Origin of the sequence: Pseudomonas taeanensis MS-3 (assembly GCF_000498575.2) — a bacterium.
Lineage (GTDB): Bacteria > Pseudomonadota > Gammaproteobacteria > Pseudomonadales > Pseudomonadaceae > Aquipseudomonas > Aquipseudomonas taeanensis.
This window is the reverse complement of the sequence record NZ_AWSQ01000004.1, coordinates 237,894-263,773: the sequence shown is the minus strand read 5'-3', so window position 1 is coordinate 263,773 and position 25,880 is coordinate 237,894. Positions and strand designations below refer to the sequence as shown.

At 60.1% G+C, this 25,880-nt stretch carries 27 protein-coding genes; 17 read left to right on the top strand and 10 right to left on the bottom strand.

The annotated features are described in order from the left end of the window. The first annotated feature begins 9 nt into the window (after positions 1–9). Positions 10–1,401 (top strand): sensor histidine kinase, encoded by a 1,392-nt coding sequence (locus TMS3_RS14900; RefSeq protein ID WP_025166079.1) that lies wholly within the window; start codon positions 10–12, stop codon positions 1,399–1,401. On the opposite strand, the gene TMS3_RS14895 is transcribed toward TMS3_RS14900, so the two are convergent. The 3 genes from TMS3_RS14895 to ygfZ form a co-directional block, all read right to left on the bottom strand. Further along, on the bottom strand, positions 1,402–2,094 hold the full coding sequence (locus tag TMS3_RS14895) for a substrate-binding periplasmic protein (RefSeq protein ID WP_025166078.1): 693 nt from the start codon (positions 2,092–2,094) through the stop codon (positions 1,402–1,404). A gap of 85 nt (positions 2,095–2,179) precedes the next feature. Beyond that, positions 2,180–3,016 carry an HDOD domain-containing protein gene (locus TMS3_RS14890; RefSeq protein WP_025166077.1) on the bottom strand — a complete coding sequence of 279 codons (837 nt, stop codon included), beginning with the start codon at positions 3,014–3,016 and terminating at the stop codon, positions 2,180–2,182. 40 nt (positions 3,017–3,056) lie between these two features. Beyond that, complete coding sequence (ygfZ, locus tag TMS3_RS14885; RefSeq protein WP_025166076.1) at positions 3,057–3,998, bottom strand: CAF17-like 4Fe-4S cluster assembly/insertion protein YgfZ; 942 nt, start codon at positions 3,996–3,998, stop codon at positions 3,057–3,059. Between the two features lie 190 nt (positions 3,999–4,188). On the opposite strand from ygfZ, the gene TMS3_RS14880 reads away from it, so the two are divergent. Beyond that, positions 4,189–4,443, top strand: coding sequence for an FAD assembly factor SdhE (locus tag TMS3_RS14880; RefSeq protein ID WP_025166075.1), 255 nt, complete (start codon positions 4,189–4,191; stop codon positions 4,441–4,443). Further along, positions 4,427–4,879: a protein YgfX gene (locus TMS3_RS14875; RefSeq protein WP_025166074.1), complete on the top strand. Its 453-nt coding sequence runs from the start codon at positions 4,427–4,429 to the stop codon at positions 4,877–4,879. The genes TMS3_RS14880 and TMS3_RS14875 overlap by 17 nt, the downstream gene beginning before the upstream one ends. On the opposite strand, the gene nadB is transcribed toward TMS3_RS14875, so the two are convergent. After that, positions 4,848–6,464 (bottom strand): L-aspartate oxidase, encoded by a 1,617-nt coding sequence (nadB, locus tag TMS3_RS14870; RefSeq protein WP_025166073.1) that lies wholly within the window; start codon positions 6,462–6,464, stop codon positions 4,848–4,850. The two genes, TMS3_RS14875 and nadB, sit on opposite strands and share 32 nt — an antisense overlap. Positions 6,465–6,843: 379 nt before the next feature. Between nadB and rpoE the strand changes: the two genes are divergently transcribed. The 12 genes from rpoE to pdxJ all read left to right on the top strand — a co-directional run bounded on the left by rpoE (position 6,844) and on the right by pdxJ (position 17,290). Beyond that, positions 6,844–7,425 carry an RNA polymerase sigma factor RpoE gene (gene rpoE / locus TMS3_RS14865; protein ID WP_025166072.1) on the top strand — a complete coding sequence of 194 codons (582 nt, stop codon included), beginning with the start codon at positions 6,844–6,846 and terminating at the stop codon, positions 7,423–7,425. 31 nt (positions 7,426–7,456) lie between these two features. Further along, a complete protein-coding gene (locus TMS3_RS14860; protein ID WP_025166071.1) occupies positions 7,457–8,047 on the top strand; it encodes a sigma-E factor negative regulatory protein in 591 nt (196 codons plus the stop codon). A gap of 8 nt (positions 8,048–8,055) precedes the next feature. Beyond that, on the top strand, positions 8,056–9,009 hold the full coding sequence (locus TMS3_RS14855) for a MucB/RseB C-terminal domain-containing protein (protein ID WP_025166070.1): 954 nt from the start codon (positions 8,056–8,058) through the stop codon (positions 9,007–9,009). Continuing rightward, positions 9,006–9,461, top strand: a complete 456-nt coding sequence (locus TMS3_RS14850) for a SoxR reducing system RseC family protein (protein ID WP_025166069.1) — start codon at positions 9,006–9,008, stop codon at positions 9,459–9,461. The genes TMS3_RS14855 and TMS3_RS14850 overlap by 4 nt, the downstream gene beginning before the upstream one ends. Positions 9,462–9,491: 30 nt before the next feature. Next, positions 9,492–10,928, top strand: a complete 1,437-nt coding sequence (locus TMS3_RS14845) for a DegQ family serine endoprotease (protein ID WP_407691618.1) — start codon at positions 9,492–9,494, stop codon at positions 10,926–10,928. A gap of 149 nt (positions 10,929–11,077) precedes the next feature. Beyond that, positions 11,078–12,877: a translation elongation factor 4 gene (gene lepA / locus TMS3_RS14840; RefSeq protein ID WP_025166067.1), complete on the top strand. Its 1,800-nt coding sequence runs from the start codon at positions 11,078–11,080 to the stop codon at positions 12,875–12,877. Between the two features lie 5 nt (positions 12,878–12,882). Then, positions 12,883–13,737: a signal peptidase I gene (gene lepB / locus TMS3_RS14835; RefSeq protein ID WP_025166066.1), complete on the top strand. Its 855-nt coding sequence runs from the start codon at positions 12,883–12,885 to the stop codon at positions 13,735–13,737. Positions 13,738–13,842: 105 nt separating this feature from the next. Next, the gene (locus TMS3_RS14830; RefSeq protein WP_025166065.1) at positions 13,843–14,220 is read left to right on the top strand and encodes a DUF4845 domain-containing protein; all 378 of its coding nucleotides are present in this window, start codon (positions 13,843–13,845) and stop codon (positions 14,218–14,220) included. Further along, positions 14,217–14,906 carry a ribonuclease III gene (gene rnc, locus TMS3_RS14825; RefSeq protein ID WP_025166064.1) on the top strand — a complete coding sequence of 230 codons (690 nt, stop codon included), beginning with the start codon at positions 14,217–14,219 and terminating at the stop codon, positions 14,904–14,906. Before TMS3_RS14830 ends, rnc begins: the two co-directional genes overlap by 4 nt. Then, positions 14,899–15,801, top strand: a complete 903-nt coding sequence (era, locus tag TMS3_RS14820) for a GTPase Era (protein ID WP_025166063.1) — start codon at positions 14,899–14,901, stop codon at positions 15,799–15,801. The genes rnc and era overlap by 8 nt, the downstream gene beginning before the upstream one ends. A 51-nt stretch (positions 15,802–15,852) precedes the next feature. Further along, a complete protein-coding gene (gene recO / locus TMS3_RS14815; protein WP_025166062.1) occupies positions 15,853–16,551 on the top strand; it encodes a DNA repair protein RecO in 699 nt (232 codons plus the stop codon). After that, entirely contained in the window at positions 16,544–17,290 is a 747-nt protein-coding gene (gene pdxJ, locus TMS3_RS14810) for a pyridoxine 5'-phosphate synthase (RefSeq protein WP_025166061.1), read from the top strand. The genes recO and pdxJ overlap by 8 nt, the downstream gene beginning before the upstream one ends. Before the next feature lie 74 nt (positions 17,291–17,364). Here pdxJ and cmoB read toward each other — a convergent pair whose 3' ends face one another. Both cmoB and cmoA read right to left on the bottom strand, forming a co-directional pair. Beyond that, positions 17,365–18,333: a tRNA 5-methoxyuridine(34)/uridine 5-oxyacetic acid(34) synthase CmoB gene (gene cmoB / locus TMS3_RS14805; RefSeq protein ID WP_025166060.1), complete on the bottom strand. Its 969-nt coding sequence runs from the start codon at positions 18,331–18,333 to the stop codon at positions 17,365–17,367. Beyond that, positions 18,330–19,073 carry a carboxy-S-adenosyl-L-methionine synthase CmoA gene (gene cmoA, locus TMS3_RS14800; RefSeq protein ID WP_025166059.1) on the bottom strand — a complete coding sequence of 248 codons (744 nt, stop codon included), beginning with the start codon at positions 19,071–19,073 and terminating at the stop codon, positions 18,330–18,332. Before cmoA ends, cmoB begins: the two co-directional genes overlap by 4 nt. Positions 19,074–19,417: 344 nt before the next feature. On the opposite strand from cmoA, the gene TMS3_RS14795 reads away from it, so the two are divergent. Both TMS3_RS14795 and TMS3_RS14790 read left to right on the top strand, forming a co-directional pair. After that, positions 19,418–19,777, top strand: a complete 360-nt coding sequence (locus TMS3_RS14795) for a c-type cytochrome (RefSeq protein ID WP_025166058.1) — start codon at positions 19,418–19,420, stop codon at positions 19,775–19,777. A gap of 28 nt (positions 19,778–19,805) precedes the next feature. Next, positions 19,806–21,074, top strand: a complete 1,269-nt coding sequence (locus tag TMS3_RS14790) for an FAD-dependent oxidoreductase (RefSeq protein ID WP_025166057.1) — start codon at positions 19,806–19,808, stop codon at positions 21,072–21,074. A gap of 145 nt (positions 21,075–21,219) precedes the next feature. Here TMS3_RS14790 and TMS3_RS14785 read toward each other — a convergent pair whose 3' ends face one another. From TMS3_RS14785 to TMS3_RS14770, 4 genes are all read right to left on the bottom strand, one after another. Beyond that, on the bottom strand, positions 21,220–21,792 hold the full coding sequence (locus TMS3_RS14785; protein WP_025166056.1) for a hypothetical protein: 573 nt from the start codon (positions 21,790–21,792) through the stop codon (positions 21,220–21,222). Between the two features lie 264 nt (positions 21,793–22,056). Next, positions 22,057–22,449 carry a protease inhibitor I42 family protein gene (locus TMS3_RS14780; RefSeq protein ID WP_029866385.1) on the bottom strand — a complete coding sequence of 131 codons (393 nt, stop codon included), beginning with the start codon at positions 22,447–22,449 and terminating at the stop codon, positions 22,057–22,059. A 135-nt stretch (positions 22,450–22,584) separates the two neighbouring features. Beyond that, positions 22,585–24,969 carry an endopeptidase La gene (gene lon, locus TMS3_RS14775; RefSeq protein ID WP_025166054.1) on the bottom strand — a complete coding sequence of 795 codons (2,385 nt, stop codon included), beginning with the start codon at positions 24,967–24,969 and terminating at the stop codon, positions 22,585–22,587. Between the two features lie 57 nt (positions 24,970–25,026). Then, on the bottom strand, positions 25,027–25,740 hold the full coding sequence (locus tag TMS3_RS14770) for a hypothetical protein (protein ID WP_025166053.1): 714 nt from the start codon (positions 25,738–25,740) through the stop codon (positions 25,027–25,029). Positions 25,741–25,880: the final 140 nt, after the last annotated feature.

The following is a 25,880-nucleotide window of genomic DNA, read 5'->3' as shown; positions in this document are numbered from 1 at the left end:
AGGCGGTCGATGGCTGAAACCGGGAGCCTGCGCGGGCGACTGTTAAGGCGCTTGGCCGTGCTGTTGGCGCTGATCCTGTTGCTCAGCAGCCTGAGCGCCTACTGGAGTGCCCGGCGCGCCGCCGACACCGCCTATGACCGCACCCTGCTGGCGTCGGCGCGGGCGATTGCCGACGGGCTGTACAGCGATGCCGGTACGCTCAAGGCCAACGTGCCCTACGTCGCCCTAGACACCTTCGCCTACGACAGTGCCGGGCGCATCTACTACCAGGTGCTGGATCTGCATGGTGCGTTGGTTTCGGGTTACGAGGATTTGCCGGCGACTCCGCGTGGCACTCCGCGCACCGACGACTATCCGGCGCTGGCGCATTTCTACGATGCGGATTACCGCAATCAGGGGGTGCGGGTGGTCAGCCTGTTGCAGCCGGTCAGCGAGCCGCAGCTCAATGGCATCGCCGAAATCCGCGTGGCCGAGACCCTTGGCGCGCGCGAGCGCATGGCTCGCGAGCTGCTGTTCGGGACCCTGTGGCGCATGGGGCTGCTGTCGCTCAGCGCGCTGCTGCTGGTATGGTTGGCGGTGAGCGCCACCCTGCGCCCGCTGGAGCGTTTACGCCGTACGGTGGTCGAGCGCACCAGCGATGACTTGCGGCCCTTGCCCGAGGCCGACTTGCCGCGTGAGTTGCGGCCGTTGGTTAATGCCCTGAACCAGTTCAACGACCGCCTGCGCAGCCTGTTCGAGCGCCAGTCGCAGTTTATCGCCGATGCCGCCCACGAGCTGCGCACGCCCTTGGCGGCGCTCAAGGCGCGAGTCGAGCTGGGCTTGCGCGGCGAACAGCCGGAAGTGTGGCGCGACACGCTGGAGGAGGCCGCAGTCAACACCGATCGACTCACCCAGTTGGCCAATCAGCTGCTCTCGCTGGCCCGCATCGAAAGCGGCGCGCGGGCCATTGCCGAAGGCGGGGCGCAACGGCTCGATCTCAGTCAGTTGGCCCGCGAACAGGGCCTGGCGCTGGCGCCCTTGGCCCATGCGCGCGGCATTGCCCTGGCACTGGAGGCCGAGCGGCCGGTGTGGTTGCGCGGCGAGCCGACCTTACTCAATGAGTTGCTCTGCAACCTGCTGGACAATGCCTTCGCCCACACGCCTGCCGGCGGCAATGTGTTGGTGCGCGTGCTGGAGCCGGGCGTGCTGGAAGTGCAGGACGATGGACCGGGGATCCCCGAGGAAGACCGCGAAAAGGTCTTCGCGCGGTTCTACCGGCGCAGTGCGCACAGTTCGGGTGCTGGCCTGGGGCTGGCCATCGTCGGCGAGATCTGTCGTGCGCACCAGGCGCGTATCAGTCTGCATCAAGGATTGCCGCACGGCCTGTTGGTGCGGGTGGAGTTTGCACTGCAGGGCGCCTGATCAGGGCGTCACGCTCAGCGGTTGCTGGGCTTCCAGCAGGTATTGCGCGATCTTGCCGCTGTCACGCAGCCGCGCCAGGCCCCGGTTGAAGCGCTCGATCAGTGCGGCGTTGCCCGCCACCTGGCGTGACAGCAATAGATGCTGGTTGTGCTGGCTCAGCGCTCTGGGGTGAAAGCTCAGCTGCGCCCGCTCGACTGCAGTGAAGTGATGAGCCAGTAAATCGGCAGCGACAGTTTTGGCGATCGGGAACAGGTCGATGCGTCCCGCCAGCAGTTGGCGGAGCGCCACTTCGTCGCTATTGATCCGCTGGATATTTAAGTGTCCCGCCAACTCGGCTCGATTGAATGCCTTGCCATAGTAGTAGCCGCGGGTGGCGCCAAGACGCATACCGCGCAGGTCATCCACGGTCTGCCAGTCAAAGTCGAATGCTTTGCGGTGAAACAGGTAGTTTTGCGTTTTAAGCACGGGGTCGCTGATAAAAAACTGTCGCTCGCGCTTGGCGTTGCGCCGCCACACCGCGGTGCCGGCACGTTGCCCCTGTTCGGCCAGCTGCAGTGAGCGGGCCCATGGCAGAAGTTCCCAGTGCACCTCGACGCCTTCGAAGGCAAAGGCTTCCGTCACTATGCGCGAGGCAACGCCATAGTGCGGCAGTGCTACGCCATGAAACGGCGGCCACAGCGAGCAACAAGGCATACAACAGGATCACAAAGCGCATGCGGTTCTTCCCTTAACCGAGCCGACGCGGAGTCGGCTGCAATTGACCTGTGCCGCTGTCAACTCACTGCAGCATGCTCATGGCAGCATCCATCGCCGCGGACAGGTCTTCGTCGGCCTGCATGTCGACGTTCGGGTCGAGGCCAAGCTTGCTGAATGCCTGTACCTTGCTCCAGTCCAGCTGGGTGTAGGGATGCTCGCTGCCCAGATAGCTTTGCAGGGTGGCGACTTGAACGATATCGACGTAGTCAACCTTGGCGCTGTCGCGGGTGAAGTCCAGGTATTGACTCGGTACCTGGGTGATCAGCTCGGGGAACTGCCAGGTGTGCAGGATTTTGTCGCCAATGATCGGGTGAATCTGCTCGATCACATGGTTGAGGCTGATCGAGTCGGATAGCAGTTCGTTGTGGTCTTCGGCGTAGGTGAGGATCGGCAATATGCCGATCTGGTGCACCAGGCCGGCGAGGGTCGCCTGATCCGGTAGCAAACGTGTGTAGTGACGGCACAGCACATGGCAGATGCCGGCGATCTCGGTGCTTTTGTTCCACACCTCACGCATCTTGCGGTCGACCACGTCGGACGTGGCCTGAAACATCTGCTCCATCGCCAGGCCAGTGGCCAGGTTGCAGGTGTAATTGATGCCCAGACGACTGACCGCCATCTGCAGGTCGGTAATCTCCCGGTTGGTGCGTAGCAGTGGGCTGTTCACCACCTTGATGATGCGCGCGGTCAGTGCTGCGTCGTTGCCGATGACTTTGCTCAGCTGCGGAATGCCAATGTCCGGGTCCTCCGCTGCTTCGCGCACCCTGAGGGCGACTTCCGGCAGGGTGGGCAGTACCAGGTCATCGTTATCAATGGCCTGGAGCAGTTCCTGTTGGACTTTCTCGGCAAGCTTGCTCATGCACGGTTCTCTTCGTCAGTCGGGCAACGTGTGGAAAGGATTAGCGTTGAATTTCGCGGTCGGTATCCAGGGTGTAGGGCAGATCGAGCACGTCCAGTGGCAGGCCTTCGGGGGCGCCGAGGCGAATGCGTCCGTCGTTGACCGCATCCTGCTGTAACACTGCCAGCAGCTCAACACCTTTGTCGCTCTGCGCGGCCAGCACGACTTCGCCAATCCCGGAGTTGTGAACCGGAGAGAACAGTTCGGTGGCCGGCTCTGGCAGCTGATCGGCGGTCAGGCTCAAGCGATACAGGCGGCGCTTGAGTTTGCCCAGGTACTGCATGCGCGCGACGATTTCCTGACCGGTGTAGCAGCCTTTCTTGAAACTGACGCCGCCCAGCGCCTGCAGGTTGAGCATCTGCGGGATGAACAATTCGCGGGTGCTGCCCACGACTTGGCCGACGCCTGCGCGCACTTGGGCCAGCAGCCAGCGATTCAGTGCGGCCTCCGGCAACTGAGCGGTCAGGCGGCTATGCAGGGTGTCGGCTTCGCTCGCTGGAGCCCAGAGTTCGGCGCGGCCGTCGCTCAGGCGCACCGCCAGCAAATTATTGGCGCGCGCGATGCCGTCGCTGGTTTGGGGCAGGTCCAGGCCAAGGCCGACCAGTGCGCCATCGCCATCACTCAGGCCAAAGCGCACCCAGGCGGCGCTTTCATCGCTGAGCTTGGATTTGGAGAATGCCGCATACTTCTGCAGATCAGCCAGTTGCGGCTCAATCAGCTCTCGGGCCATGGCCAGTAAGTAGCCACCCTCCACACTGACAATGCGGAAGCTCGACAACATGCGGCCCTTCGGTGTGCAGCGCGCGCCGAGGCTGGAGCTGTGGTCGTTGAGGTAACTGAGGTTGCAGGTCAGTTGGCCCTGGAGGAATTTGCTGGCATCAGGGCCGCGAACGGCGAGTACGCCTTCGTGGCTGAGGGGGCTGAAAAACGCGGTATCGGCCATGGGGAATAGGGGGTCGCTGGATAAAGGTTAGGGGCGTCATCATAGAGGGCGCACCTGGGCTTGTCAGCGACTGCCGTCGTAACCCGGCATTACCTCGGCTAACCGGTCGCCCGAACAGGTCAACAGCGCTGGCTTTCGTCGTTATACTGCCGGGCTAATTCAATGCCGGGCTAATTCAAGGACCCCTTTCATGGTCGATTCGACTGAACTCAATCGTCTGTTCTGGCACAGCCGCCGCGGCATGCTGGAACTGGACGTGCTGTTGGTGCCGTTCGTCAAAGAGGTTTACTCGAGCCTCGATGCCGAGGATCAGGCGCGTTACCGAAAACTGCTCGAATGCGAAGACCAGGACATGTTCGGCTGGTTTATGCAGCGCGGTGAACCGGAAGATGCCGACCTGAAACGCATGGTGCGGATGATTCTGGATCGTGTCCAACCCAAGTGACAGCTTCGAGTGCCAGTGGCGGCCATCGCGGCAGCTGCTGGTGTTCTATGCGCTGGCTCAGGGCTTGGCGCTGATCAGCCTGATGCTCGTCGATATTCCACTGTGGGCACTGTTACTTGGCTTTGCGTTCTGCCTGTTGCATGCCATCTGGGTGCTGCCTCGGCACATTCTGCTGAGCTCGCCGCAGGCCTTCAACGCCCTGCGTTGCAATGGCGAAGGGTGGCAGCTGAGGAGTTCTGCGGCTGGTTGGCAGTCGATCCAGCTACGCCAAGACAGCCTGGCGCTGCCACTGGCCGTGGTGCTGCGTTTTCGCCTGGCGGGCGAGTGGCGAGTGCGGGCCCTGTGCATCCCGCGCGACGCCATGGTGCGCGATGCCCATCGACGCCTGCGCGTGCGGCTGAAGTTCAGTCGTCGTAGGTGGGCGGCTGCAGAATAGTGTCCTTCGCTTCGGGCAGCATTTGCGGATAATCCAGGGTGTAATGCAGGCCGCGGCTTTCGTGGCGCAGCATGGCTGAGCGGATCATCAGTTCGGCGACCTGGGCCAGGTTGCGCAGTTCGATCAGGTCGCGGCTGACCTTATAGTTGCTGTAGAACTCGTCGATCTCATTGAGTAGCAAGCGCACCCGGTGTTCGGCGCGTTGCAGGCGCTTGTTGGTGCGTACGATACCGACGTAGTCCCACATGAAACGCCGTAGCTCGTCCCAGTTGTGGGCGATGATCACGTCTTCGTCTGAGTCGGTTACCTGGCTGGCGTCCCAGCCTGGCAGGTTGGCTGGCATCGCGACCTGATCCAGTTGCTGCAGGATGTCGGCGGCCGCCGCCTGGGCATAGACGAAGCATTCCAGCAGCGAGTTGCTGGCCATGCGGTTGGCGCCATGCAGGCCGGTGAAACTGGTTTCGCCAATGGCGTACAAACCGGGCACGTCGGTGTGCCCGTTCTGGTCTACGACCACGCCGCCGCAGGTGTAGTGCGCCGCTGGCACCACCGGGATCGGAGCCTGTGTTATGTCGATGCCGAAGTCCAGGCAGCGCTCATAGACGGTCGGAAAGTGCGATTTGATGAATTCCGCCGGCTTATGGCTGATGTCCAGGTAGACGCAATCCACACCGAGGCGCTTCATCTCATGGTCGATAGCGCGGGCGACGATGTCGCGAGGGGCCAGTTCGGCGCGCGAATCGAAGCGCTGCATGAAGCGTTGGCCGTTGGGCAGTTTGAGCAGGGCGCCTTCGCCGCGCAGTGCTTCGGTGATCAGGAAGCTTTTCGCCTGAGGGTGGTAAAGGCAGGTTGGGTGGAACTGGTTGAACTCCAGATTGCCAACCCGGCAGCCTGCACGCCAGGCCATGGCGATGCCGTCGCCGCAGGCCCCATCCGGGTTGCTGGTATAGAGGTACACCTTGGCCGCTCCGCCTGTGGCGAGGATGACGAAGCGTGCGTGATAGGTGTCGACCTGGCCACTGGCGCGATTGAGTACATAAGCGCCCAGGCAGCGCTGGCCCTTGAGACCGAGTTTTTGCTCGGTGATCAGGTCGACCGCCACGCGTTGTTCCAATAGCTCGATATTGGCCCGCTGTTTAGCGCGCTCAAATAGGGTGTTGAAAATGGCTGCGCCAGTCGCGTCGGCTGCATGAATGATGCGTCGGTGACTGTGGCCGCCTTCACGAGTCAGGTGAAACTCGAAGCCGCCGTCTTCGCGAGCGGTTTCATCGTCGCGGGTAAAGGGTACACCCTGATCGATCAGCCACTGGATCGCTTCACGGCTGTGCTCCACGGTGAAGCGCACGCTGTCCTCTCGGCACAGGCCGCCGCCGGCATTCAGCGTATCTGCGACATGCGATTCGACGGTGTCCAGGTCATCCAGTACCGCCGCCACGCCGCCCTGGGCCCAGTACGTCGAACCATTGGCCAGGTTGCCCTTGCTCAGCACGGCAATGCTCAGGTGCTCCGGCAGGCTCAGTGCCAGGGTCAGGCCGGCTGCGCCGCTGCCTATGACCAGGATGTCGTGTTGATAATGTTGGCTCATGTCTAGATTCCGCAAGTAAGCGGCTCCTAGTATATAGAGGGGGGGCACGGCACAATAGCGGGCTTATGACCGTCTGTGCCTGTGGGGAACTTTCTTAGTCTGTCAGGTTCCATAAACGGTCACCCGTAGAGGGGCACTGTCTGTATGTCGATCTGCTCGAAAGTAATGTGTGAACTTTCCTTCAGCGGCCGATAGACGATCTAAGATTATTGCGCAGCAGGGTCAGGGGCTTGGCTGCGTTATTCCGTGCAGGGCTGAAAGTATTCTGCAGGAAGCTTGTTTTGAAAGGGGGAGAACTTTTGCGCAAAGCCCAGGTCTATCTTGGCAAGCTGATTCGTTGGCAGGTGCTGCACTCCTTTGGTTTCAATGAGGAATGCCCATGCTAAGCCAGGATGAGGATCAGCAGTTGGTCGAGCGCGTACAGCGCGGTGACAAACGAGCATTTGATCTATTGGTGCTGAAATATCAGCACAAGATTCTCGGGTTGATCGTACGTTTCGTACACGATAGCCATGAGGCGCAGGATGTGGCGCAGGAGGCCTTTATCAAGGCGTACCGGGCGCTGGCAAATTTTCGCGGTGATAGTGCTTTTTATACCTGGCTGTACCGCATCGCCATCAACACGGCGAAGAACCATCTGGTGTCGCGGGGACGGCGACCGCCAGACAGTGATGTAAGTGCTGAGAATGCGGAGTTCTATGAAGGTGATCACGCCCTCAAGGACATCGAGTCGCCAGAGCGAGCGTTGCTGCGGGATGAGATCGAAGCCACCGTGCATCGCAGCATCCAGCAATTGCCAGAAGATTTGCGTACGGCCCTAACCTTGCGTGAATTCGATGGTCTCAGTTACGAGGACATTGCGAGTGTTATGCAGTGTCCGGTGGGCACCGTGCGTTCACGTATATTTCGGGCGCGCGAGGCTATTGATAAGTCTCTGCAGCCTTTGCTACAGGAAACCTAAGACAGCGGCGACAGCCAAGAGAGGAACCGCAATGAGTCGTGAAACCCTACAGGAATCGCTGTCCGCGGTGATGGATAACGAAGCGGACGAGTTGGAATTACGGCGTGTACTCGGTGCGAGTGACGATGCCGAGGTGCTCGCCAAATGGTCGCGCTACCAGATCGCTCGTGCGGTGATGCATAAAGAGTTACTGGAGCCGCGCCTGGATATTGCCTCGGCCGTATCCGCTGCGTTGGCCGATGAGGCGATGCCTGTGGCGAGCAAGGCGGTTCGTGGTCCATGGCGTGCCGTCAGTCGTCTGGCTGTGGCAGCCTCAGTAACGGTTGCCGTGTTGGCAGGCGTGCGTTTGTACAATCAGGATGAGGTCACGGGTGCAGAGTTGGCGCAGCAAGCTGCTCAGCCAGCACTGACCACTCCGCAAGTACAGGGGCCGGCGATGCTGGCGGGCTTCAGCATCGATGGCGCGCAGCAGGCAGCTGGTGAAGTTGCTGCTGAGGCCTCGTCGGGCTGGCATGAGCAGCGGTTGCCAGCGTATCTGCGTCAACACGCTCAGCAAGCCGCGATGAACGGCAACGAAAGTGCGCTGCCGTATGCGCGCGCGGCAAGCTTGGAAAGCCGTTAAGGAGACGCATGCGCTTTATCCCGGTTACCTTCCTTCTTCTCGGCAGTTGCCTGGCGTTTCCCGCCTTCGCTGCCGACGCGCAAGATTGGTTGCAGCGTTTGGCTGAGGCTGAGCGCAGTCAGAACTATCAGGGCACTTTCGTATATGAGCGCAATGGCAGCTTTTCTACCCACAGCGTATGGCATCGGGTAGAAGAGGGCGGCGCCGTGCGCGAGCGCCTTTTGCAGTTGGACGGTCCTGCGCAGGAGGCATTGCGCGTCGATGGGCGTGCCGAGTGTGTCAGTGGCACCTTGTCCGACCAGATTATCGATAGTCAGAACTGGCCGGCGCGTGAACTGGACGCCAAGCAGTTGGCGGAATGGTATGACCTGCGGGTCATCGGCGAGTCCCGGGTGGCTGGGCGTGCGGCCGTAGTGCTGGGGTTGCTGCCGCGCGATCAACATCGTTATGGTGTTGAACTGCATTTGGATCGGGAGAGTGGTTTGCCGCTTAAGTCCATGTTGTTGAACGACAAGGGACAATTGCTCGAGCGCTTTCAGTTCACTCGTTTGGACGTTGCCATGGTTCCGTCGGACGAAGAACTGCAACCGAGTGCGAAGTGCCGTCCCGTGCGTGTGACTGAGACGAAAGCGACTGCCGAAGAGACCTGGCGCTCCGATTGGCTGCCGCCAGGTTTTGTTTTAAGCAGGGCAACTCAACGACGCAGTCCGGCCTCGGATGATCAGGTGGTGTACCTGTTGTATGACGATGGCTTGGCGCGTTTTTCGGTGTTCATGGAGCCGTTGCGCGGCGCCTCAGTGGAGGATACGCGTAGCCAGCTTGGGCCGACCGTTGCGGTTTCTCGACGCCTGTCGACCGGGGATGGAGATGTGATGGTGACGGTGGTTGGTGAAATTCCATTGGGTACGGCTGAACGGGTCGCCTTGTCTATGCGTGCGACCGAGGCGCAAGCCGCGCCATGATCGAGGAGCAGGGGCGGGTAGTGGCTGTCGAATCCGGTGCCGTCTGGGTCGAGACCCTGCGCAAGAGTACCTGCTCCAGCTGTTCGGCAAATGCCGGCTGTGGTCAGGGCTTGCTGGACAAGCTGGGTGTAAGTGGCCGGCGTGGGTACGTACGCGCACTGTCTGATTTGCAGTTGGCGGTAGGCGATGCAGTGGTGCTCGGTGTGCGTGAGGATTTGCTGGTGCGAGGTTCGCTGCTGGTTTACCTGTTTCCCCTGTTGGGCTTGTTTGCCTCTGCGTTGCTCGCGGAGCAACTGGGTTTGGCTGAGCCATTGGTTATTCTGGCAAGCTTTCTAGGATTTGCTGCGTCCTGGTTTGGGGTGCGTTGGCGCAGCATTCGCACAGCGAGCGATCCGGCCTTGCAGCCGGTGGTAGTGCGCGCTTTGCTGGTAGGTGCTGCGGGCTTAATTTAAGTCTTTTGCTGGTTCTGTATGGGGAGCTGTATGTCGATGCTTAGCCTGAAACAAGCGTTTTCCGCGTTGCTTGCCGTTCTGCTGTTGGGGCAGGTGGTGACTGCGCAGGCGGATTTGCCGGAGTTCACCGAGCTGGTCGAGCAAGCCTCGCCTGCGGTAGTGAATATCAGTACCAGGCAGAAAATTCCCGAGCGTGTGGCGACTGCCGACGGGCAGATGACCATTCCCGATCTGGAAGGCCTGCCGCCGATGTTTCGCGAGTTCTTCGAGCGCAATATGCCGCAGGTGCCACGTGCGCCTGGTGGTGGGCGTCAGCGAGAGGCTCAGTCGTTGGGCTCGGGCTTCATCATTTCGGCCGATGGCTATGTGCTGACCAATAACCATGTGATCGCCGATGCCGATGAGATCATTGTGCGCTTGTCTGATCGCAGCGAGCTGGAAGCCAAGCTGGTCGGCACCGATCCGCGCAGCGATGTGGCTTTGCTGAAAATCGAAGGCAAAGACTTGCCGACCGTCAAACTGGGCAAGTCCGAAGATCTGAAGGTTGGAGAGTGGGTCTTGGCGATTGGTTCGCCGTTCGGTTTCGATCATTCAGTGACTGCCGGTATCGTCAGTGCCAAGGGGCGCAGCCTGCCAAGTGAAAGTTATGTGCCGTTCATTCAGACCGATGTGGCGATCAACCCGGGTAACTCTGGCGGCCCGTTGTTCAATCTGGCGGGTGAAGTAGTAGGGATCAACTCACAAATTTTTACCCGCTCCGGTGGCTTTATGGGGCTCTCCTTCGCGATTCCGATGAGCGTCGCCATGGATGTGGCTGATCAGCTCAAGGCTAACGGCAAGGTCAGTCGCGGTTGGCTGGGTGTGGTCATCCAGGAAGTGAACAAGGATCTGGCCGAGTCTTTTGGTCTGGATAAGCCCGCTGGCGCATTGGTTGCCCAGGTTTTGGAAGGCGGTCCGGCGGCCAAGGGTGGCCTGCAGGTGGGCGATGTGATTCTCAGCCTGAATGGCAAGCCGATCATTATGTCGGCGGACCTGCCGCACTTGGTCGGACGACTGGCGCCGGGTAGCAAGGCTGAGCTGGACGTAGTGCGCGAGGGGGCTCGGAAGAAATTGCAGGTGGCCATCGGCGCTCTACCCGAGGAAGGTGAGGAGTTGGCGAGCATCGATGGTCCAGGAGTAGAGCGCAGCAGTAACCGTCTGGGGGTCAAGGTCGTTGAGCTGACCGCTGAGCAGAAGAAAGGCCTCGACCTGAAAGGCGGTGTGGTGATCAAGGAAGTGCTGGATGGTCCTGCTGCAATGATTGGTCTGCGTCCGGGTGATGTGATCACCCATCTGAACAATCAGGCGATCGATACGGCGAAAACATTCACCCAGGTAGCGCAGGAATTACCCAGAAATCGTTCGGTTTCGATGCGTGTACTGCGTCAAGGGCGCGCCAGTTTCATTACCTTCAAACTGGCGGAGTAACCCGTTCGGGCACCTACAAGGGCGATATTGGTCGCCCTTTTTCATGCTTGCCAATTGGCGCCTGGGCGTGACGCATGTGGCGCCAATCGGGTACACTTCCCGGCTATTTTCGGCGGGCAGTTGCCTGCGGCCTTTTCGAGTGCTGTCCTGTGAGTGACCTGAGTCATATCCGCAATTTCTCCATCATCGCCCACATCGATCATGGCAAGTCCACCCTGGCTGATCGCTTCATCCAGATGTGTGGTGGCCTGTCCGAGCGTGAAATGGAAGCCCAGGTGCTGGACTCCATGGACTTGGAACGTGAGCGCGGTATCACCATCAAGGCGCATAGCGTCACCTTGTATTACAAGGCGCTGGACGGCAAAACCTACCAGTTGAACTTCATTGACACGCCCGGTCATGTCGACTTCACCTATGAAGTCAGCCGTTCGCTGGCCGCCTGCGAAGGCGCGTTGCTGGTGGTCGATGCCGGTCAGGGGGTCGAGGCGCAGTCGGTCGCCAACTGCTACACCGCCATCGAGCAGGGTCTCGAGGTCATGCCGGTGTTGAACAAGATCGATTTGCCTCAGGCCGAACCGGAACGCGTCAAGGAAGAAATCGAAAAAATCATCGGCATTGACGCCACTGACGCCGTGGCCTGTAGTGCCAAGACTGGCTTGGGCGTTAATGAAGTGCTTGAGCGTCTGGTTCACACCATTCCAGCACCGACCGGAAATATCGAAGATCCGCTGCAGGCGTTGATCATCGACTCCTGGTTCGACAACTACCTGGGGGTTGTCTCCCTGGTTCGCGTGCGTCATGGACGGATCAAGAAGGGCGATAAAGTGCTGGTGAAGTCCACCGGCAAGATCCACCTGGTGGACAGTGTTGGCGTATTCAATCCTAAGCACACTGCCACGGTTGACCTGAAAGCCGGTGAAGTAGGCTTCATTATTGCCGGCATCAAGGATATTCACGGTGCGCCAGTAGGGGACACCCTGACCCTGAGCTCGACGCCGAATGTCGAGGTGCTGCCAGGATTCAAGCGCATCCAGCCGCAGGTATATGCGGGCCTGTTCCCAGTCAGTTCCGACGACTTCGAAGACTTCCGTGAGGCGCTGCAGAAGCTCACGCTGAACGATTCTTCGCTGCAATACACTCCGGAAAGCTCCGACGCACTGGGCTTTGGCTTCCGCTGTGGTTTTCTCGGCATGCTGCACATGGAGATCATCCAGGAGCGGCTGGAGCGCGAGTACGACCTCGACCTGATCACCACTGCGCCGACAGTGATTTTCGAGCTGGTGCTCAAGACCGGCGAAACGATTTATGTCGATAACCCGTCCAAGCTGCCCGATCTGTCGGGCATCGAAGATATGCGTGAGCCTATTGTCCGGGCCAGCATTCTGGTACCGCAGGAACACTTGGGTAACGTCATCACCCTGTGCATCGAAAAGCGTGGCGTCCAGCACGACATGCTGTTTCTGGGTTCCCAGGTGCAGGTGACTTATGACTTGCCGATGAACGAAGTGGTCCTCGATTTCTTCGACCGGTTGAAATCGACCAGTCGTGGATATGCCTCGCTGGACTACCACTTCGATCGCTACCAGTCAGCTAACCTGGTCAAACTGGATGTGCTGATCAACGGCGAAAAAGTCGATGCTCTGGCGCTGATCGTGCACCGCGATAACGCCAGCTATAAAGGGCGAGCGTTGACGGAGAAGATGAAAGAATTGATTCCTCGGCAGATGTTCGATGTGGCAATCCAGGCTGCCATTGGCGGGCAGATTGTTGCGCGAACGACCGTCAAGGCGCTGAGGAAGAACGTATTGGCCAAATGCTACGGTGGTGACGTCAGCCGTAAACGCAAATTGCTGGAAAAGCAGAAAGCCGGTAAAAAACGGATGAAGCAAGTCGGTAATGTGGAAATTCCACAAGAAGCCTTCCTTGCGGTACTCAGGTTGGATAGTTAGGTCCTATGTCACTAAATTTCCCGCTGTTGCTGGTCATCGCTGTCGCCGTGTGTGGTGCGTTAGCGTTGTTCGATCTGATCTTCCTGGCCCCGCGCCGCCGCGCCGCTATTGCCAATTACCACGGTCAGGTCAGCGAGCCTGACGAGGCCGTGGTCGATCAGTTGAACAAAGAACCACTGTTGGTCGAGTACGGTAAGTCGTTCTTCCCGGTGCTGGCGATTGTTCTGGTGCTGCGCTCCTTTCTGGTCGAGCCGTTTCAGATTCCATCCGGCTCGATGAAACCGACTCTGGAGGTGGGCGACTTCATTTTGGTCAACAAGTTTGCCTACGGTATTCGTTTGCCGGTGTTGGACACCAAGGTGATCGAGGTCGACGACCCACAGCGCGGCGATGTCATGGTGTTTCGCTACCCGAGCGACCCGAACATCAACTACATCAAGCGCGTGGTTGGCTTGGCGGGCGATCATCTTCGCTATACCAGCGACAAGCGTCTGTTCATCAACGATCAGCCGGTTGCCCAGCAATTGCTTGGTGAAGAGCCGGGCAGCCTCGGTAGTGCGGTGCTCTATAACGAGCAGCTAGGCGAAGCCGAGCACCTGATTCGCAAGGAAATGAACCGTTACCGTATCGAACCTGGGCGTGAGTGGGTGGTACCGCAGGGTCATTACTTCATGATGGGCGACAATCGCGACAACTCCAACGATAGCCGCTATTGGGATGATCGAAATATTCCCAAGCCTCTGCTGGGCATGGTGCCGGACAAGAATATCGTCGGTAAAGCCTTCGCCATCTGGATGAGCTGGCCGGAGCCGAAATTGCGTAACCTGCCCAACCTCTCGCGCGTCGGCCTGATCCACTGACGCTTCTGGTATTTTGCGGCGCTGTTCAATACAGCGCCGCAGTCTATATATAGTCTTGTCCTGAGTCCTATGGCTCGCACATAACAACGAAACTGGGGTCAACTTATGACACTTGCACGCTCGCAAAAAGGCTTGTCGATACTTGGCTGGTTAATGGCATTGGCGGTCGTAGCGTTCATTGCCAGCGCAGTATTCAAGATGCTGCCGCATTACCTTGATTACATGTCGATGGAAAAGATCATTACCTCGGTCGAGACCGACCAGGCCGCGGATATAAAAAGCGTCGGCGAGTTCTACAGCCATGTCGGCAAGGGCATGCAGGTCAACAGCATTCGCGACTTGAACCTGCAGGAAGTGCTCAAGGTGAAGCTCGAGAACAACGAATTTCGTGCCCATCTGAAGTACGAAGTGCGTGAGCCGCTGATCCAGAATCTCGATCTGGTGGCGCGCTTCGACAAAGAATATCGCGTGCGCATGCCGTGACTGCTTCGTTAGGCCGCCTCGAGCGTCAGCTCGGTTATAGTTTCAAAGATCAGGACCTGATGGTCCTGGCGTTGACCCATCGCAGTTTCGCCGGTCGCAATAATGAGCGTCTGGAGTTCCTCGGTGATGCCATTCTCAACTTCGTTGCCGGTGAAGCGCTGTTCGAGCGCTTTCCGCAGGCGCGCGAAGGCCAGTTGTCGCGTTTGCGCGCCCGCCTGGTCAAAGGCGAAACCCTGGCCATATTGGCGCGCGGTTTCGACTTGGGCGAATACCTGCGGCTGGGTTCTGGCGAGCTGAAAAGCGGTGGGTTTCGCCGCGAGTCGATTCTAGCCGACGCGCTGGAAGCACTGATCGGTGCCATCTATCTGGATGCCGGCATGGAAGTGGCCCGTGATCGGGTGCTGGCCTGGCTGACCAATGAGTTCGACAGCTTGACCCTGGTCGATACCAACAAGGATCCGAAAACCCGCCTGCAGGAGTTTCTGCAATCGCGGGCCAGTGACCTGCCGCGTTATGAAGTGGTGGATATCCAGGGCGAACCGCATTGCAGGACCTTCGTCGTCGAATGCCAAATCGCCCTATTGAATGACAAGACCCTGGGACAGGGCGCCAGCCGTCGGATTGCCGAACAGGTTGCCGCGGCCGCTGCCTTGATTGCCCTGGGTGTGGAGAATAGCCATGACTGATTCACCTGTAACACGCTGTGGCTATGTCGCCATCGTTGGCCGGCCCAACGTGGGCAAGTCGACGCTGCTCAACCACATCCTCGGGCAAAAACTGGCGATCACCTCGCGCAAGCCGCAGACCACTCGGCACAACATGCTCGGCATCAAGACCGAGGCTGAAGTGCAGGCGATCTATGTCGACACCCCCGGCTTGCACAAGAACAACGAGAAAGCCCTCAATCGCTATATGAACAAGAACGCCTCGTCGGCCTTGAAAGATGTCGACGTGGTGATCTTCGTGGTTGATCGCACCCGTTGGACCGACGAAGACCAGATGGTTCTGGAGCGCGTGCAGTACGTGCAGGGGCCGGTGATCCTGGCGATCAACAAGACCGACCGTCTCGAAGACAAAGCCGACCTGATGCCGCATCTGGAATGGCTGGCCGAGCAACTGCCGAAAGCGGAGATCGTACCGATCTCGGCCCAGCATGGGCACAACCTCGATACCCTGGAAAAATTGGTGGGTGAGCGCTTGCCGGAAGGCGTGCACTTCTTCCCGGAAGACCAAGTCACCGACCGCTCCAGCCGCTTCTTTGCCGCCGAACTGGTGCGCGAGAAGGTCATGCGTCAGTTGGGGGCCGAGCTGCCCTACCAGATCACCGTAGAGATCGAAGAATTCAAGCGCGACGGGCGCATCCTGCACATTCATGCGCTGATCCTGGTCGAGCGTGATGGGCAGAAGAAAATCATCATCGGCGACAAGGGCGAGCGGATCAAACGCATCGGTCAAGAGGCGCGCAAGGACATGGAAGTGATGTTCGACTCCAAAGTCATGCTCAATCTCTGGGTCAAGGTCAAAAGCGGTTGGTCGGATGACGAGCGCGCCCTGCGTTCGCTGGGTTACGACAACATTTAAGCTGCGCTCGGGCGCAGTCCATGCGCCCGCCACCCAGGAAACCCGCTCGCCATGCTTGCGCTAAGCCAGCCAGCCTATGTCCTGCACAGTCGTGCCTACCGGGAAAGCAGCGCCTTGGTGGACTTCCTTACCCCGCAAGGTCGCCTGCGTGCGGTGCTGCGCGGCGCGCGCGGTAAAGCCGGCACCTTGGCGCGTCCCTTCGTGCCGCTGGACGTGGAGTTTCGCGGTCGTGGTGAGCTTAAAACCGTAGGCCGCCTCGAGGCTGCGGGCATTCCCAACCTGCTCAGCGGCGACGCGCTGTTCAGTGGCATCTACCTGAACGAATTGCTGATCCGTTTGTTGCCGGCGGAAGACCCGCACCCGGCGATTTTCGAACACTACGCCATGAGCGTGCTGGCGCTGGCCCAGGGGCGTGCACTGGAACCCTTGTTGCGCGCTTTCGAGTGGCGTTTGCTGGATGAGCTGGGCTATGGTTTCGCCCTGGATCTGGACTTCAACGGCCAGCCCGTGGTTGCAGGTGGTTTATACCGACTGCAGACCGATAGCGGCCTGGTGCCGGTCGGGCAGTTGCAGCCTGGGGTATTTCAGGGTGCCGAACTGCTGGCAATGGCCGAAGCCGACTGGAGCGTGCCTGGCGCGCTGGCGGCGGCCAAGCGTTTAATGCGCCAGGCCATGGCCCCGCATTTAGGCGGTCGACCACTGGTCAGCCGTGAACTGTTTATGACCTTTAAGGAACCGACCCATGACTGATGCCAATCGTATTCTGCTGGGTGTGAACATCGACCATGTGGCTACCCTGCGCCAGGCCCGAGGGACTCGCTATCCTGACCCGGTCAAGGCTGCATTGGACGCCGAAGAAGCCGGGGCCGACGGGATTACCGTGCACCTGCGTGAGGACCGCCGGCACATTCAGGAGCGCGACGTGCGCGTGCTGAAAGACGTGCTGCAAACGCGGATGAACTTCGAAATGGGTGTCACCGAGGAGATGCTCGCCTTCGCCGAGAGCATCCGCCCGGAACACATCTGCCTGGTGCCGGAAACCCGTCAGGAACTGACTACCGAAGGCGGTCTGGATGTGGCCGGGCAAGAGGCGCGAATTCGCGCGGCGGTGCAGCGCTTGAGCGCGATCGGCTGCGAAGTCTCGTTGTTTATCGATCCCGACGAGGAGCAGATCGCTGCCTCGAAGCGGGTCGGTGCGCCGGCCATCGAGTTGCATACCGGACGTTATGCCGATGCCCAGACGCCGGCAGAAACCGCCCGCGAGTTAGCGCGGATTCGCGACGGTGTGGCGTGCGGTTTGGCCCATGGCCTGATCGTCAATGCCGGGCACGGCCTGCATTACCACAACGTCGAGCCAGTGGCCGCGATCGCCGGAATCAACGAGCTGAACATCGGCCACGCGCTGGTGGCTCATGCACTGTTCGTCGGCTTCAAACAGGCTGTAGTTGAGATGAAGGCGCTGATAGTTGCAGCGGCCAATCGCGGTTGAAACCCAGAATGGCTTAGTCGCGTAGCAGCGATACCCATCAACGCGCCGATGGGTATCGTTGTGCTCAAGCCATTCTACGGCTTGCGCGCGATCAGTACGGCGCGAGTCGGCGCGGGTAGGCCTTCCAGCGTGCGGCTGTGGTCGGCCGGGTCGAGGAACTCCGGCAACGACTGAAAGCGCATCCAGTCGGTGGCGCGTTGTTCGTCTACCGAGGTCATGCTGACGTCGACGCAGCGCACATCGACGAAGCCGGCACGGCGTAGCCACAGCTCCAGTGCCGGCACCGAGGGCAGGAACCAGACATTGCGCATCTGCGCATAACGGTCTTCCGGCACCAGCACCTGCTGGGCATCGCCTTCCACTACCAAGGTTTCCAGCACCAGTTCACCGCCTTTGACCAGGCAGTCCTTCAGGTCCAGCAGGTGGTCGATCGGTGAGCGCCGGTGGTACAGCACACCCATGGAAAATACCGTGTCGAAGCCCTGCAGCTTGCCGGGTAGTTCTTCGAACGCCAGCGGCAGATGCCACACGGGTTGCTCGGGCAGGTAGTTCTTGATTGCCAGGAACTGGCAGAGGAACAGCCAGTTGGGGTCGATGCCCACCACGCTGTCGGCGCCGGCACCGAGCATGCGCCACATGTAGTAGCCGTTGCCGCAGCCGACATCCAGTACGCGTTTGCCCTTGAGTTCGAGGAAGGGAGCGACGCGTTGCCACTTCCAGTCCGAGCGCCACTCCGTGTCGACATGCACACCGAACAGCTCGAATGGTCCTTTGCGCCAGGGAATCAGCCCTTGCAGTGCAGTCTTCAGCGCGGCGCGAGTCGGCTCATCACAGGGGCCATCGAAGCTGAAGTGTTGCAGCAGTTCCTGCTGCGTGACACTCAGAGACGGCAGGGCTTGCACTGCGCCATACCAGCGCTGCAGGTCGCCGTGACCGACCGCCAGCTTGGCATCGATTTGTCCGGGCAAGTCGGCTGACCAGTCTTGCAGGGGGGTGCCTGCCAGTTGTTGTTGCAGGGCGTCGAGATCGAGACGGTAGATCATGGCAGGGCGATCAACGAGGCGAAATTAAGGCATTGAAACCAGGGCACGACCTTACTGAAGCCGGCGGCCAACAAGCGCTCGCGATGTTGCTCCAGGCTGTCGGGGATCATCACTTTCTCGATGGCGCTGCGCTTCTGGGCGATTTCCAGCTCGCTGTAGCCATTGGCACGCTTGAAGGCGATATGCAGGTCGCTGAGCAGATTGTGTTGCTCGCTATCCTCGAAGCGCAGTTTCTCCGAGAGGATAAGGGCGCCGCCTGGAAGCAGGGCCTGATGGATGCGACTCAGCAGGATCAGGCGTTGTGGCGGCTCGATGAACTGCAGGGTGAAGTTCAGCGCCACCAGGGAGGTTGGCTGGAACTCCAGGTTGAGGATGTCGGCCTCGATCACCTCGACCGGCAGCAGTTCCTGGAACATCGAATCTTGCGCATGCAGGTATTCGCGGCAGCGTTCGACCATGGCACTGGAGTTGTCCACCGCGATCACCCGGCAATCCTCGATCTGCACATGCCGGCGTAGCGCCTGGGTGACCGCCCCGAGGGAGCTGCCGAGGTCATACAGCACGCTGTGCGGCTGGGCGAACTGGCTGGCGAGCACACCGATGTTCTCGACAATGGTCGGGTAACCGGGCACCGAGCGTTTGATCATGTCCGGGAACACCCGCACCACGTCCTCATTGAAGGCGAAGTCCGGGACTTGGGACAGGGGCTGGGCAAAAAGTCGGTCGGGGGGCTGGCGCACGGAAATTCCAAGGCGGGGGCAGGGCGGGCTGCATTTTACCCAAGACTCGGTCTTGACCAAAGCCTAAGGCGGTTACGTGCAGCGAGCAGGGAGACGATGCGGCGGGCTTGCTGTTGGATTGAGTTGAAAATAAGACTTTGGTCTTAATCTTTTTCAGACGAAAGGCCAAGGTTGGAGCGACTAATTTGGAAACGATTAAACCTCTTTGGTAGTCGAATCCCTTGTGCAACATCCCACCAAGGAATTGGCGCATTTAACCCGTAGGCCATCAGCTGATGGTAGGGCATCGTCTGCGCCAAGGTTCACCGTAGTTCAAGCAGATCAACTCTTAGGAGGGTCAGACGGTGAAACACTTAGCCACTCCACTCATAGCCTTTACCCTGCTCGCGGCGGGCAGTGCACCTGCATGGGCCGCCGAACATACCGATCCATCGGCCGAGCCTCCGGCCGGACGCCTGCTGGCGACGCAATGTTTCCAGTGCCACGGTACCAACGGCCAGTCACAAAGCGAAATCGACAGCATCGATGATGAAAGCGCGGAGGATCTGCTCGAGGAGCTGTTGGAGATGAAAGCCTCGCGCAAGGTCACGGTGATGAATCAGCAAGCCAAAGCCTACAGCGACGCCGAGCTGCGCCTGATCGCCGATTACCTCGGTCGAACGGGAGGTAATGACGATGATCATGACGATCGTGATGATGACTGATCCGCAACCAGCGACTGGAGGATAAATCATGAATAGCTTGAATCGTCGTAAGTTTATCCAGGTCTGCGGAGGCGGCCTGGCGCTCGCGACCTTACCCTTAACCTTCTCATTACATGCTGCCAGCGGTGCGCGCGTGGTGGTGATCGGCGGCGGCTTCGCCGGTGCCACTGCGGCCAAGTACCTGCGTCTGTTCGGTCCTGACCTGCAGGTGACCCTGGTCGACCCGGCGACTGCGCATGTTTCCTGTGTCGGCAGCAACCTGGTGCTCACCGGCGAGACACCCATTGGCGAGCTGACCAAACCATTTGCCGCGCTACGTGACAAGTATGGAGTGGAGCTGGTGGCCGAGCCGGCCGTTTCAATCGACGCGGACAACAAACGGGTCAATCTGGCCAGCGGCGCGACGCTGGATTACGAGCATGTGATTCTTGCGCCGGGCATCGACTTCGATCCGGTACCTGGTCACGATTTCAACGTGATGCCGCATGCCTGGATCGCCGGAGCGCAGACCACCCTGCTGCAAGAGCAGTTGATGGCCATGGCAAACGACGGCACTTTCGTCATCGCCATTCCGAAGACCCCGTTTCGTGCGCATACCGCCCCTTATGAGCGGGCTACCGTGGTCGCCGACTATTTCCGGCGCAATAAGCCCGGCGCGAAGATCCTGATCCTCGATGCCAATGCCGCCATTGCGGGTATGAACCGTACCTTCACCGCAGCTTTCACCGGTGTCTACCGCGACATAGTCGAGTATGTGCCGAATGTCACGGTGAACGCGGCGGATGCCCTGAACCGGCGGCTCGATATCACTCGCGACGGGACTGCCAGCTCGGTGACGGCGGAGGTGATCAACCTGATTCCGTCGCAGAAGGCCGGCAAGTTGCTGTTCGACAGCGGTCTGGTGCCAGACGGCAGCAAGTTTGCTCCGGTCAATCCGCTGAACTACGAGAGTACGCTGGCCGGGTTCTCGAAGGTGCACATCATCGGTGACTCGCAATCGACGGGCCAGGCCAAGTCCGGGCACATGGCCAACTCACAGGCCAAGGTCTGCGTGGACGCCATTTTGCGTGATCTCGCCGGCCTGGAGCCGGACCCCGCGCCGAAAACCACCGCGGCAGCGTTCCCGCCGATAACCCGAAGGACGGCAAGTTGGACCACCGTCACCTATTCGTTCGACGCCGCCACCATGAGCATGGTCGCGAGTTCATCGGCCGAAGCACCCGAGCCGACCAAGGATGTTCGTGAGGAGGAAGGACCGGGTTGGCTGATCAACTTGCTCAGCGACAGCTTCGCTTAGCCTGTTGCTTGCTTGTGCAACGGGCCCGAGGTATCTGGGCCCGTTCGCCTGCTGCGGTTTACAGCGTTGCAGGAGCGCCTCGACGCTTATGGCGCTGGTCGGGCACATTTAGCGTCAAGTGCTTCCTGCGAGGCCGCGTCAAGCCTCACTTCAGTTGATCGGAAAAGAACTCGCCGGCGCCCTGCAATGGCCCCAGTGGATTACGTTTGACCTCGAAGTGGCGGATGTTAGGCTCGCCGTTGCTGACCTTGTGCACCAGAGTGTTGTCGACCAGGACGAACACCGCACGAAAAGCCCAGCCCTGCAGTTCACGTTGTTTGCGGAAGTTGAACACGTCGGCCCAGAAATTGCCGACTCGCTGGGTATCGGTCTTGGTGAATTCGAAGGCGTAGCCGACGCAGCGATCCTTGGCTTCCAGGCATTGCACCAGGCCGTCCGGTAGATAGGCGATGGGGATGTTCGGCTGCACGAACATCAGTCGTACGTCGATGAACGAGAGCATCTTGCCGTTGCCCTCGGCCAATGGATCGAAGCCCAGGGAGAACAGTTCTGAGCGGCTGGTTATGCCATTAACCGCCTGGGAGTAACGCATTTCAGCATCCAGGTAATCGCTGAAGGGCGATTGCACTTCGTTTCGTTCGCTGGGTAACAGGCTGCTGCACCCACTCAGCCAGACCAGCGTCATGATCACTACGGCTTCACTCCAGCGTACTGTCATGTTGTCCCCCTAAGAAGTCAGATCCTGTCTATCTCCTATAGTCGATTTGGCCGGGGTCTGCCGTTTCCCGTGTAAACAACTTCCGCCGACAGCCGAGCGCTGAGGCGACGCATGAGCAACTCCTCAGTGACCTTGGCGGTGCTTGAGAGTGATGGCGAAAGCCCCGCTCTAGAGGCGCCCAGCAGGGCTGATGCATGGCACTGTGCGGTGTCAGTTCGGGCTGGTTCGTGCAGGGGATAGCGAGACGAGATTATTTACGCCGATTCACTTCACCTGCAGGTGGCAGTCGAAGGTCTGCGCTGGAGCAACCTCGGGTTCCCAGGGGCGCTGATAGGTCAGTAACAGGTGGCCTTCGCCGGCCCGGATGGTCTGGAAACGCCAGGTCGATTGACCGGCGCTGCCGACCAGACCGGCATCCTCCGGATTGCTGTAGACCTCGGGGCCGAGGCTATGCAACACATCTTTCGCGCTGTCTTGCAGTGTCCAGCGATAACCCGTGGTGGGGTTGCTCGGCAATGTCAGCACCACTTGCTGGCCACTGTACAGACGTAACGGGCACTGACTTTGCTGTTGCACTATCAGACTGCTGGATTGGCGCGCGCAGGCCGTCAACAAGGCGAGGCCGAGCGGCAGCAACAGGCGAGAGGCAGTGATCATGGAGGGCTCCTGTCATCGGCAAACGGCTGCCAGCATAGCGTTTGTGTGTGACAGCGATAACCCGTTGACGGCTGATTTCGCAGTCGACGGGTTTTCGCTGCCATGGGTTTGGCGGGATTTACGCTGTCAGCGTCCTCAGGTGAACAACACCTTGGCCACATCGTTGTAGCGCTTGGCGAAGTGTACGGTCATGCCTTCCTTCAGGTAGTCCGGCAGCTCCGTGTAGTCACCACGGTTGGCATCCGGCAGGATCAGCTCGAAGATCTTCTGCCGCCGTGCGGCGATGACCTTCTCGCGCACGCCACCAATCGGCAGTACCCGGCCGGTGAGGGTCAACTCACCGGTCATGGCCACGCCTTTTTTCGGTGGCTGATTGCGCGCCAGCGACAGCAGCGCACTGGCCATGGTGACGCCGGCGCTGGGGCCGTCCTTCGGCGTGGCGCCCTCGGGTACATGCAGGTGGATCGAGGCCTGGTCGAAGAAGCCCGGTTCGCCGCCGAACTGTTTCAGGTGTGAACTGATGAAGCTGTGGGCGATTTCCGCCGACTCCTTCATCACCTCGCCGAGCTGACCGGTGAGCTTGAAGCCACGGTTCAGCGTGTGGGTGCGTGTTGCCTCTATCGGCAGGGTCGCGCCGCCCATGCTGGTCCAGGCCAGGCCGGTGATCACGCCGACACCCGAGAGCACCTGCTCGCTGCGAAACAGCGGCATGCCCAGGTAGTCTTCCAGATTCTTCGGACCGATCTTGACGGTGATTTCGGGATCATCGAGCAGCTGCACCACGGCCTTGCGCACCAGCTTGCCGAGCTGCTTCTCCAGCTGACGCACGCCGGCTTCGCGGGCATAGCCTTCGATCAGGGCCTTGAGGGCGGCATCGCTGATACTCAGCTTGTGTTTGGGTACCCCGGCCTTTTTCAGTTGCTTGGGCCACAGGTGACGCTTGGCGATCGCCAGTTTCTCCTCGGTGATGTAGCCGGACAGGCGAATCACTTCCATGCGGTCGAGCAGTGGACCAGGGATGGAGTCCAGGGTGTTGGCTGTGCAGACGAACAACACCTTGGACAGATCCAGGCGCAGATCCAGGTAATGATCGAGGAATTCGACGTTCTGTTCCGGGTCGAGGGTTTCCAGTAGCGCCGAGGCCGGGTCGCCCTGATAACTGCTGCTCAGCTTGTCGATTTCGTCGAGCATGATCACTGGATTCATCACCTCGACCTCTTTCAGCGCCTGTACCAGCTTGCCGGGCAGGGCGCCGATATAGGTGCGGCGATGCCCCTTGATCTCTGCTTCGTCGCGCATGCCGCCGACGCTGAAGCGATAGAAGGGCCGCCCCAGGCTTTCTGCGATCGACTTGCCGATGCTGGTCTTGCCGACGCCGGGCGGGCCGACCAGCAGCACTATGCTGCCGGCGATCTCGCCCTTGAAGGCACCCACGGCGAGGAATTCGGTGATCCGCGCCTTGATGTCGTCCATCCCGGCGTGGTGTTGGTCAAGCACCCGGCGCGCGTGCTTGAGGTCGAGTTTGTCTTTGCCAACGATGCCCCAGGGCAGGACGGTGGCCCAATCCAGGTAGTTACGGGTGACCGCGTATTCCGGTGAGCCAGTCTCCAGAATCGACAGTTTGTTGAGTTCTTCATCGATGCGTTTGCGGGCCTGCTCCGGCAGCGTTTTGCCTTCCAGGCGCTGCTGGAACTGCTCGACGTCGGCACTGCGGTCGTCCTTGCTCAGGCCCAGTTCCTGCTGAATGATCTTCAGCTGCTCCTTGAGGAAAAATTCGCGCTGGTGCTTGCCGATCTTGCTGTTGACCTCCGCCGACAACTCCTTCTGCAAGCGGCCTACCTCGACCTCCTTGCGCAGCAGCGGCAGCACCTTTTCCATGCGCTTGAGCATCGGCACGCAGTCCAGCACTTCCTGCAGTTCGATACCTGGGGCGCTGGTCAGGGCGGCGGCGAAGTCGGTCAACGGCGAGGGGTCGTTGGGACTGAAACGATTCAGGTAGTTTTTCAGTTCCTCGCTGTACAGCGGGTTGAGCGGCAGCAGTTCCTTGATCGCATTGATCAGTGCCATGCCATATGCCTTGACCTCGTCGCGCGGCTCGAGGTTGCTCTGCGGGTACTCGACTTCCGCCAGGTACGGCGGTTTGCGGCTCAACCAGCCACGGATGCGCACGCGCTGCAGACCTTGCGCGACGAACTGCAGCTTGCCGCCCTCTTCGGCGATATGGTGCACGCGCACCAGGGTGCCGTGCTTGGGTAGCTCGTCCGGGTCGAAACTGCTGCCATCGGCGGGCGGTCTGTCGATGAAAAACAGCGCCAGGCTTTTGTGCGGGGTGTTGCTGACGCGCTCCAGGGTCTTGGCCCAGGGCTGCTGATTGACGATGACCGGCAGCACTTGTGCGGGGAGGAACGGACGGTTGTGAATGGGGATCACATAGAGCTTGTCCGGCAATTGCTGGTCAGGCAGGACAAGGCTGTTGCCGGTTTGTTCTGCGACGATATCGATATCCTGAGGATTGTTCATGCGGCACCTGTGGTTGCACGTTGAGTGCTACATGGGGCGGCGCACGAGGTTTTTCAATCAGTTCTCCGCGGCACTGGTCAGTGACAGGCGCAAATTCTGCATCCGCGCGTCGATTAACGGGGTGAGCAGGGCGAAGCAGTCGCTCGGTGTCAAAGCCGCTTGTGGCGCGTCGATCAACTCCATTTGCAGGCGTTGTAGCAGGGGCTGTAGTGGCTCTGTGGTCAGCGGGCCAGTGCAACGCCGGTAGAGTTCGCGCATCTGCATCTGCAGGCCGGCCGGGCAGCGCGTGTAGTTAGCGGCGCGTACCGCCAGACCACGCAGCCGCGCCAGGTCTTCGAGGCTGCGACAGGCCTGGCCAAGGCCGCGCAGTGCGGGTTGGTCGGACAGGCACAGGCGGTCTTCGAGCTGTTCGATGACCGTCAGCAGGCCTTCGATCATGCCGCAGTGCGCGGCGAAGTCGGCGGGATTGCGCCGCAGTTGCGGCCAGTCCTGTTGCAAGGGTGCCAATTGCAGGCTTGCACCTGGCCAGTTCAGCCAGAGCTGATCGAGCTCGCGGGCCAGGCCGTTGCGCTGACTGACATTGGCGAGGTCCTGTTGTGCGCCCAGGCCGCGATGCTTCTGCAGGGTTTGCAGCAGTGCCACGGCGCGTTGCAGCGTGCTGTGTTGCAGCTGGCTGAGTGCCTGCCGATGGCGTCGCGTGGCGCGGCGCGTCAACCACTGGCCAAGCAGTAATAGCGCCAAGGCCAACGCCAGGGCGATAGCGAGCTCCATAGGGTGACTCCTCGAGGCAGTGGGATGGGCAGAGTCTGTGAGTTGCAACTCTCCTGCCAGCAGGCTGGAAGCCCGCTGTGGCGTTGCGGATGGCGAGGCTGACGATGATCGACGCCCTGTTGTTGGGCGGGTGCTGCCAG

What these genes read in the sequence shown, in the direction of transcription:
- TMS3_RS14900 (WP_025166079.1), top strand. Translation starts at nt 10, where the DNA reads ATGGCTGAAACCGGGAGCCTGCGCGGGCGACTGTTAAGGCGCTTGGCC.
- TMS3_RS14895 (WP_025166078.1), bottom strand. Translation starts at nt 2,094, where the DNA reads ATGCCTTGTTGCTCGCTGTGGCCGCCGTTTCATGGCGTAGCACTGCCG.
- TMS3_RS14890 (WP_025166077.1), bottom strand. Translation starts at nt 3,016, where the DNA reads ATGAGCAAGCTTGCCGAGAAAGTCCAACAGGAACTGCTCCAGGCCATT.
- ygfZ (WP_025166076.1), bottom strand. Translation starts at nt 3,998, where the DNA reads ATGGCCGATACCGCGTTTTTCAGCCCCCTCAGCCACGAAGGCGTACTC.
- TMS3_RS14880 (WP_025166075.1), top strand. Translation starts at nt 4,189, where the DNA reads ATGGTCGATTCGACTGAACTCAATCGTCTGTTCTGGCACAGCCGCCGC.
- nadB (WP_025166073.1), bottom strand. Translation starts at nt 6,464, where the DNA reads ATGAGCCAACATTATCAACACGACATCCTGGTCATAGGCAGCGGCGCA.
- rpoE (WP_025166072.1), top strand. Translation starts at nt 6,844, where the DNA reads ATGCTAAGCCAGGATGAGGATCAGCAGTTGGTCGAGCGCGTACAGCGC.
- TMS3_RS14860 (WP_025166071.1), top strand. Translation starts at nt 7,457, where the DNA reads ATGAGTCGTGAAACCCTACAGGAATCGCTGTCCGCGGTGATGGATAAC.
- TMS3_RS14855 (WP_025166070.1), top strand. Translation starts at nt 8,056, where the DNA reads ATGCGCTTTATCCCGGTTACCTTCCTTCTTCTCGGCAGTTGCCTGGCG.
- TMS3_RS14850 (WP_025166069.1), top strand. Translation starts at nt 9,006, where the DNA reads ATGATCGAGGAGCAGGGGCGGGTAGTGGCTGTCGAATCCGGTGCCGTC.
- TMS3_RS14845 (WP_407691618.1), top strand. Translation starts at nt 9,492, where the DNA reads ATGTCGATGCTTAGCCTGAAACAAGCGTTTTCCGCGTTGCTTGCCGTT.
- lepB (WP_025166066.1), top strand. Translation starts at nt 12,883, where the DNA reads ATGTCACTAAATTTCCCGCTGTTGCTGGTCATCGCTGTCGCCGTGTGT.
- TMS3_RS14830 (WP_025166065.1), top strand. Translation starts at nt 13,843, where the DNA reads ATGACACTTGCACGCTCGCAAAAAGGCTTGTCGATACTTGGCTGGTTA.
- era (WP_025166063.1), top strand. Translation starts at nt 14,899, where the DNA reads ATGACTGATTCACCTGTAACACGCTGTGGCTATGTCGCCATCGTTGGC.
- recO (WP_025166062.1), top strand. Translation starts at nt 15,853, where the DNA reads ATGCTTGCGCTAAGCCAGCCAGCCTATGTCCTGCACAGTCGTGCCTAC.
- pdxJ (WP_025166061.1), top strand. Translation starts at nt 16,544, where the DNA reads ATGACTGATGCCAATCGTATTCTGCTGGGTGTGAACATCGACCATGTG.
- cmoB (WP_025166060.1), bottom strand. Translation starts at nt 18,333, where the DNA reads ATGATCTACCGTCTCGATCTCGACGCCCTGCAACAACAACTGGCAGGC.
- TMS3_RS14790 (WP_025166057.1), top strand. Translation starts at nt 19,806, where the DNA reads ATGAATAGCTTGAATCGTCGTAAGTTTATCCAGGTCTGCGGAGGCGGC.
- TMS3_RS14785 (WP_025166056.1), bottom strand. Translation starts at nt 21,792, where the DNA reads ATGACAGTACGCTGGAGTGAAGCCGTAGTGATCATGACGCTGGTCTGG.
- TMS3_RS14780 (WP_029866385.1), bottom strand. Translation starts at nt 22,449, where the DNA reads ATGATCACTGCCTCTCGCCTGTTGCTGCCGCTCGGCCTCGCCTTGTTG.
- lon (WP_025166054.1), bottom strand. Translation starts at nt 24,969, where the DNA reads ATGAACAATCCTCAGGATATCGATATCGTCGCAGAACAAACCGGCAAC.
- TMS3_RS14770 (WP_025166053.1), bottom strand. Translation starts at nt 25,740, where the DNA reads ATGGAGCTCGCTATCGCCCTGGCGTTGGCCTTGGCGCTATTACTGCTT.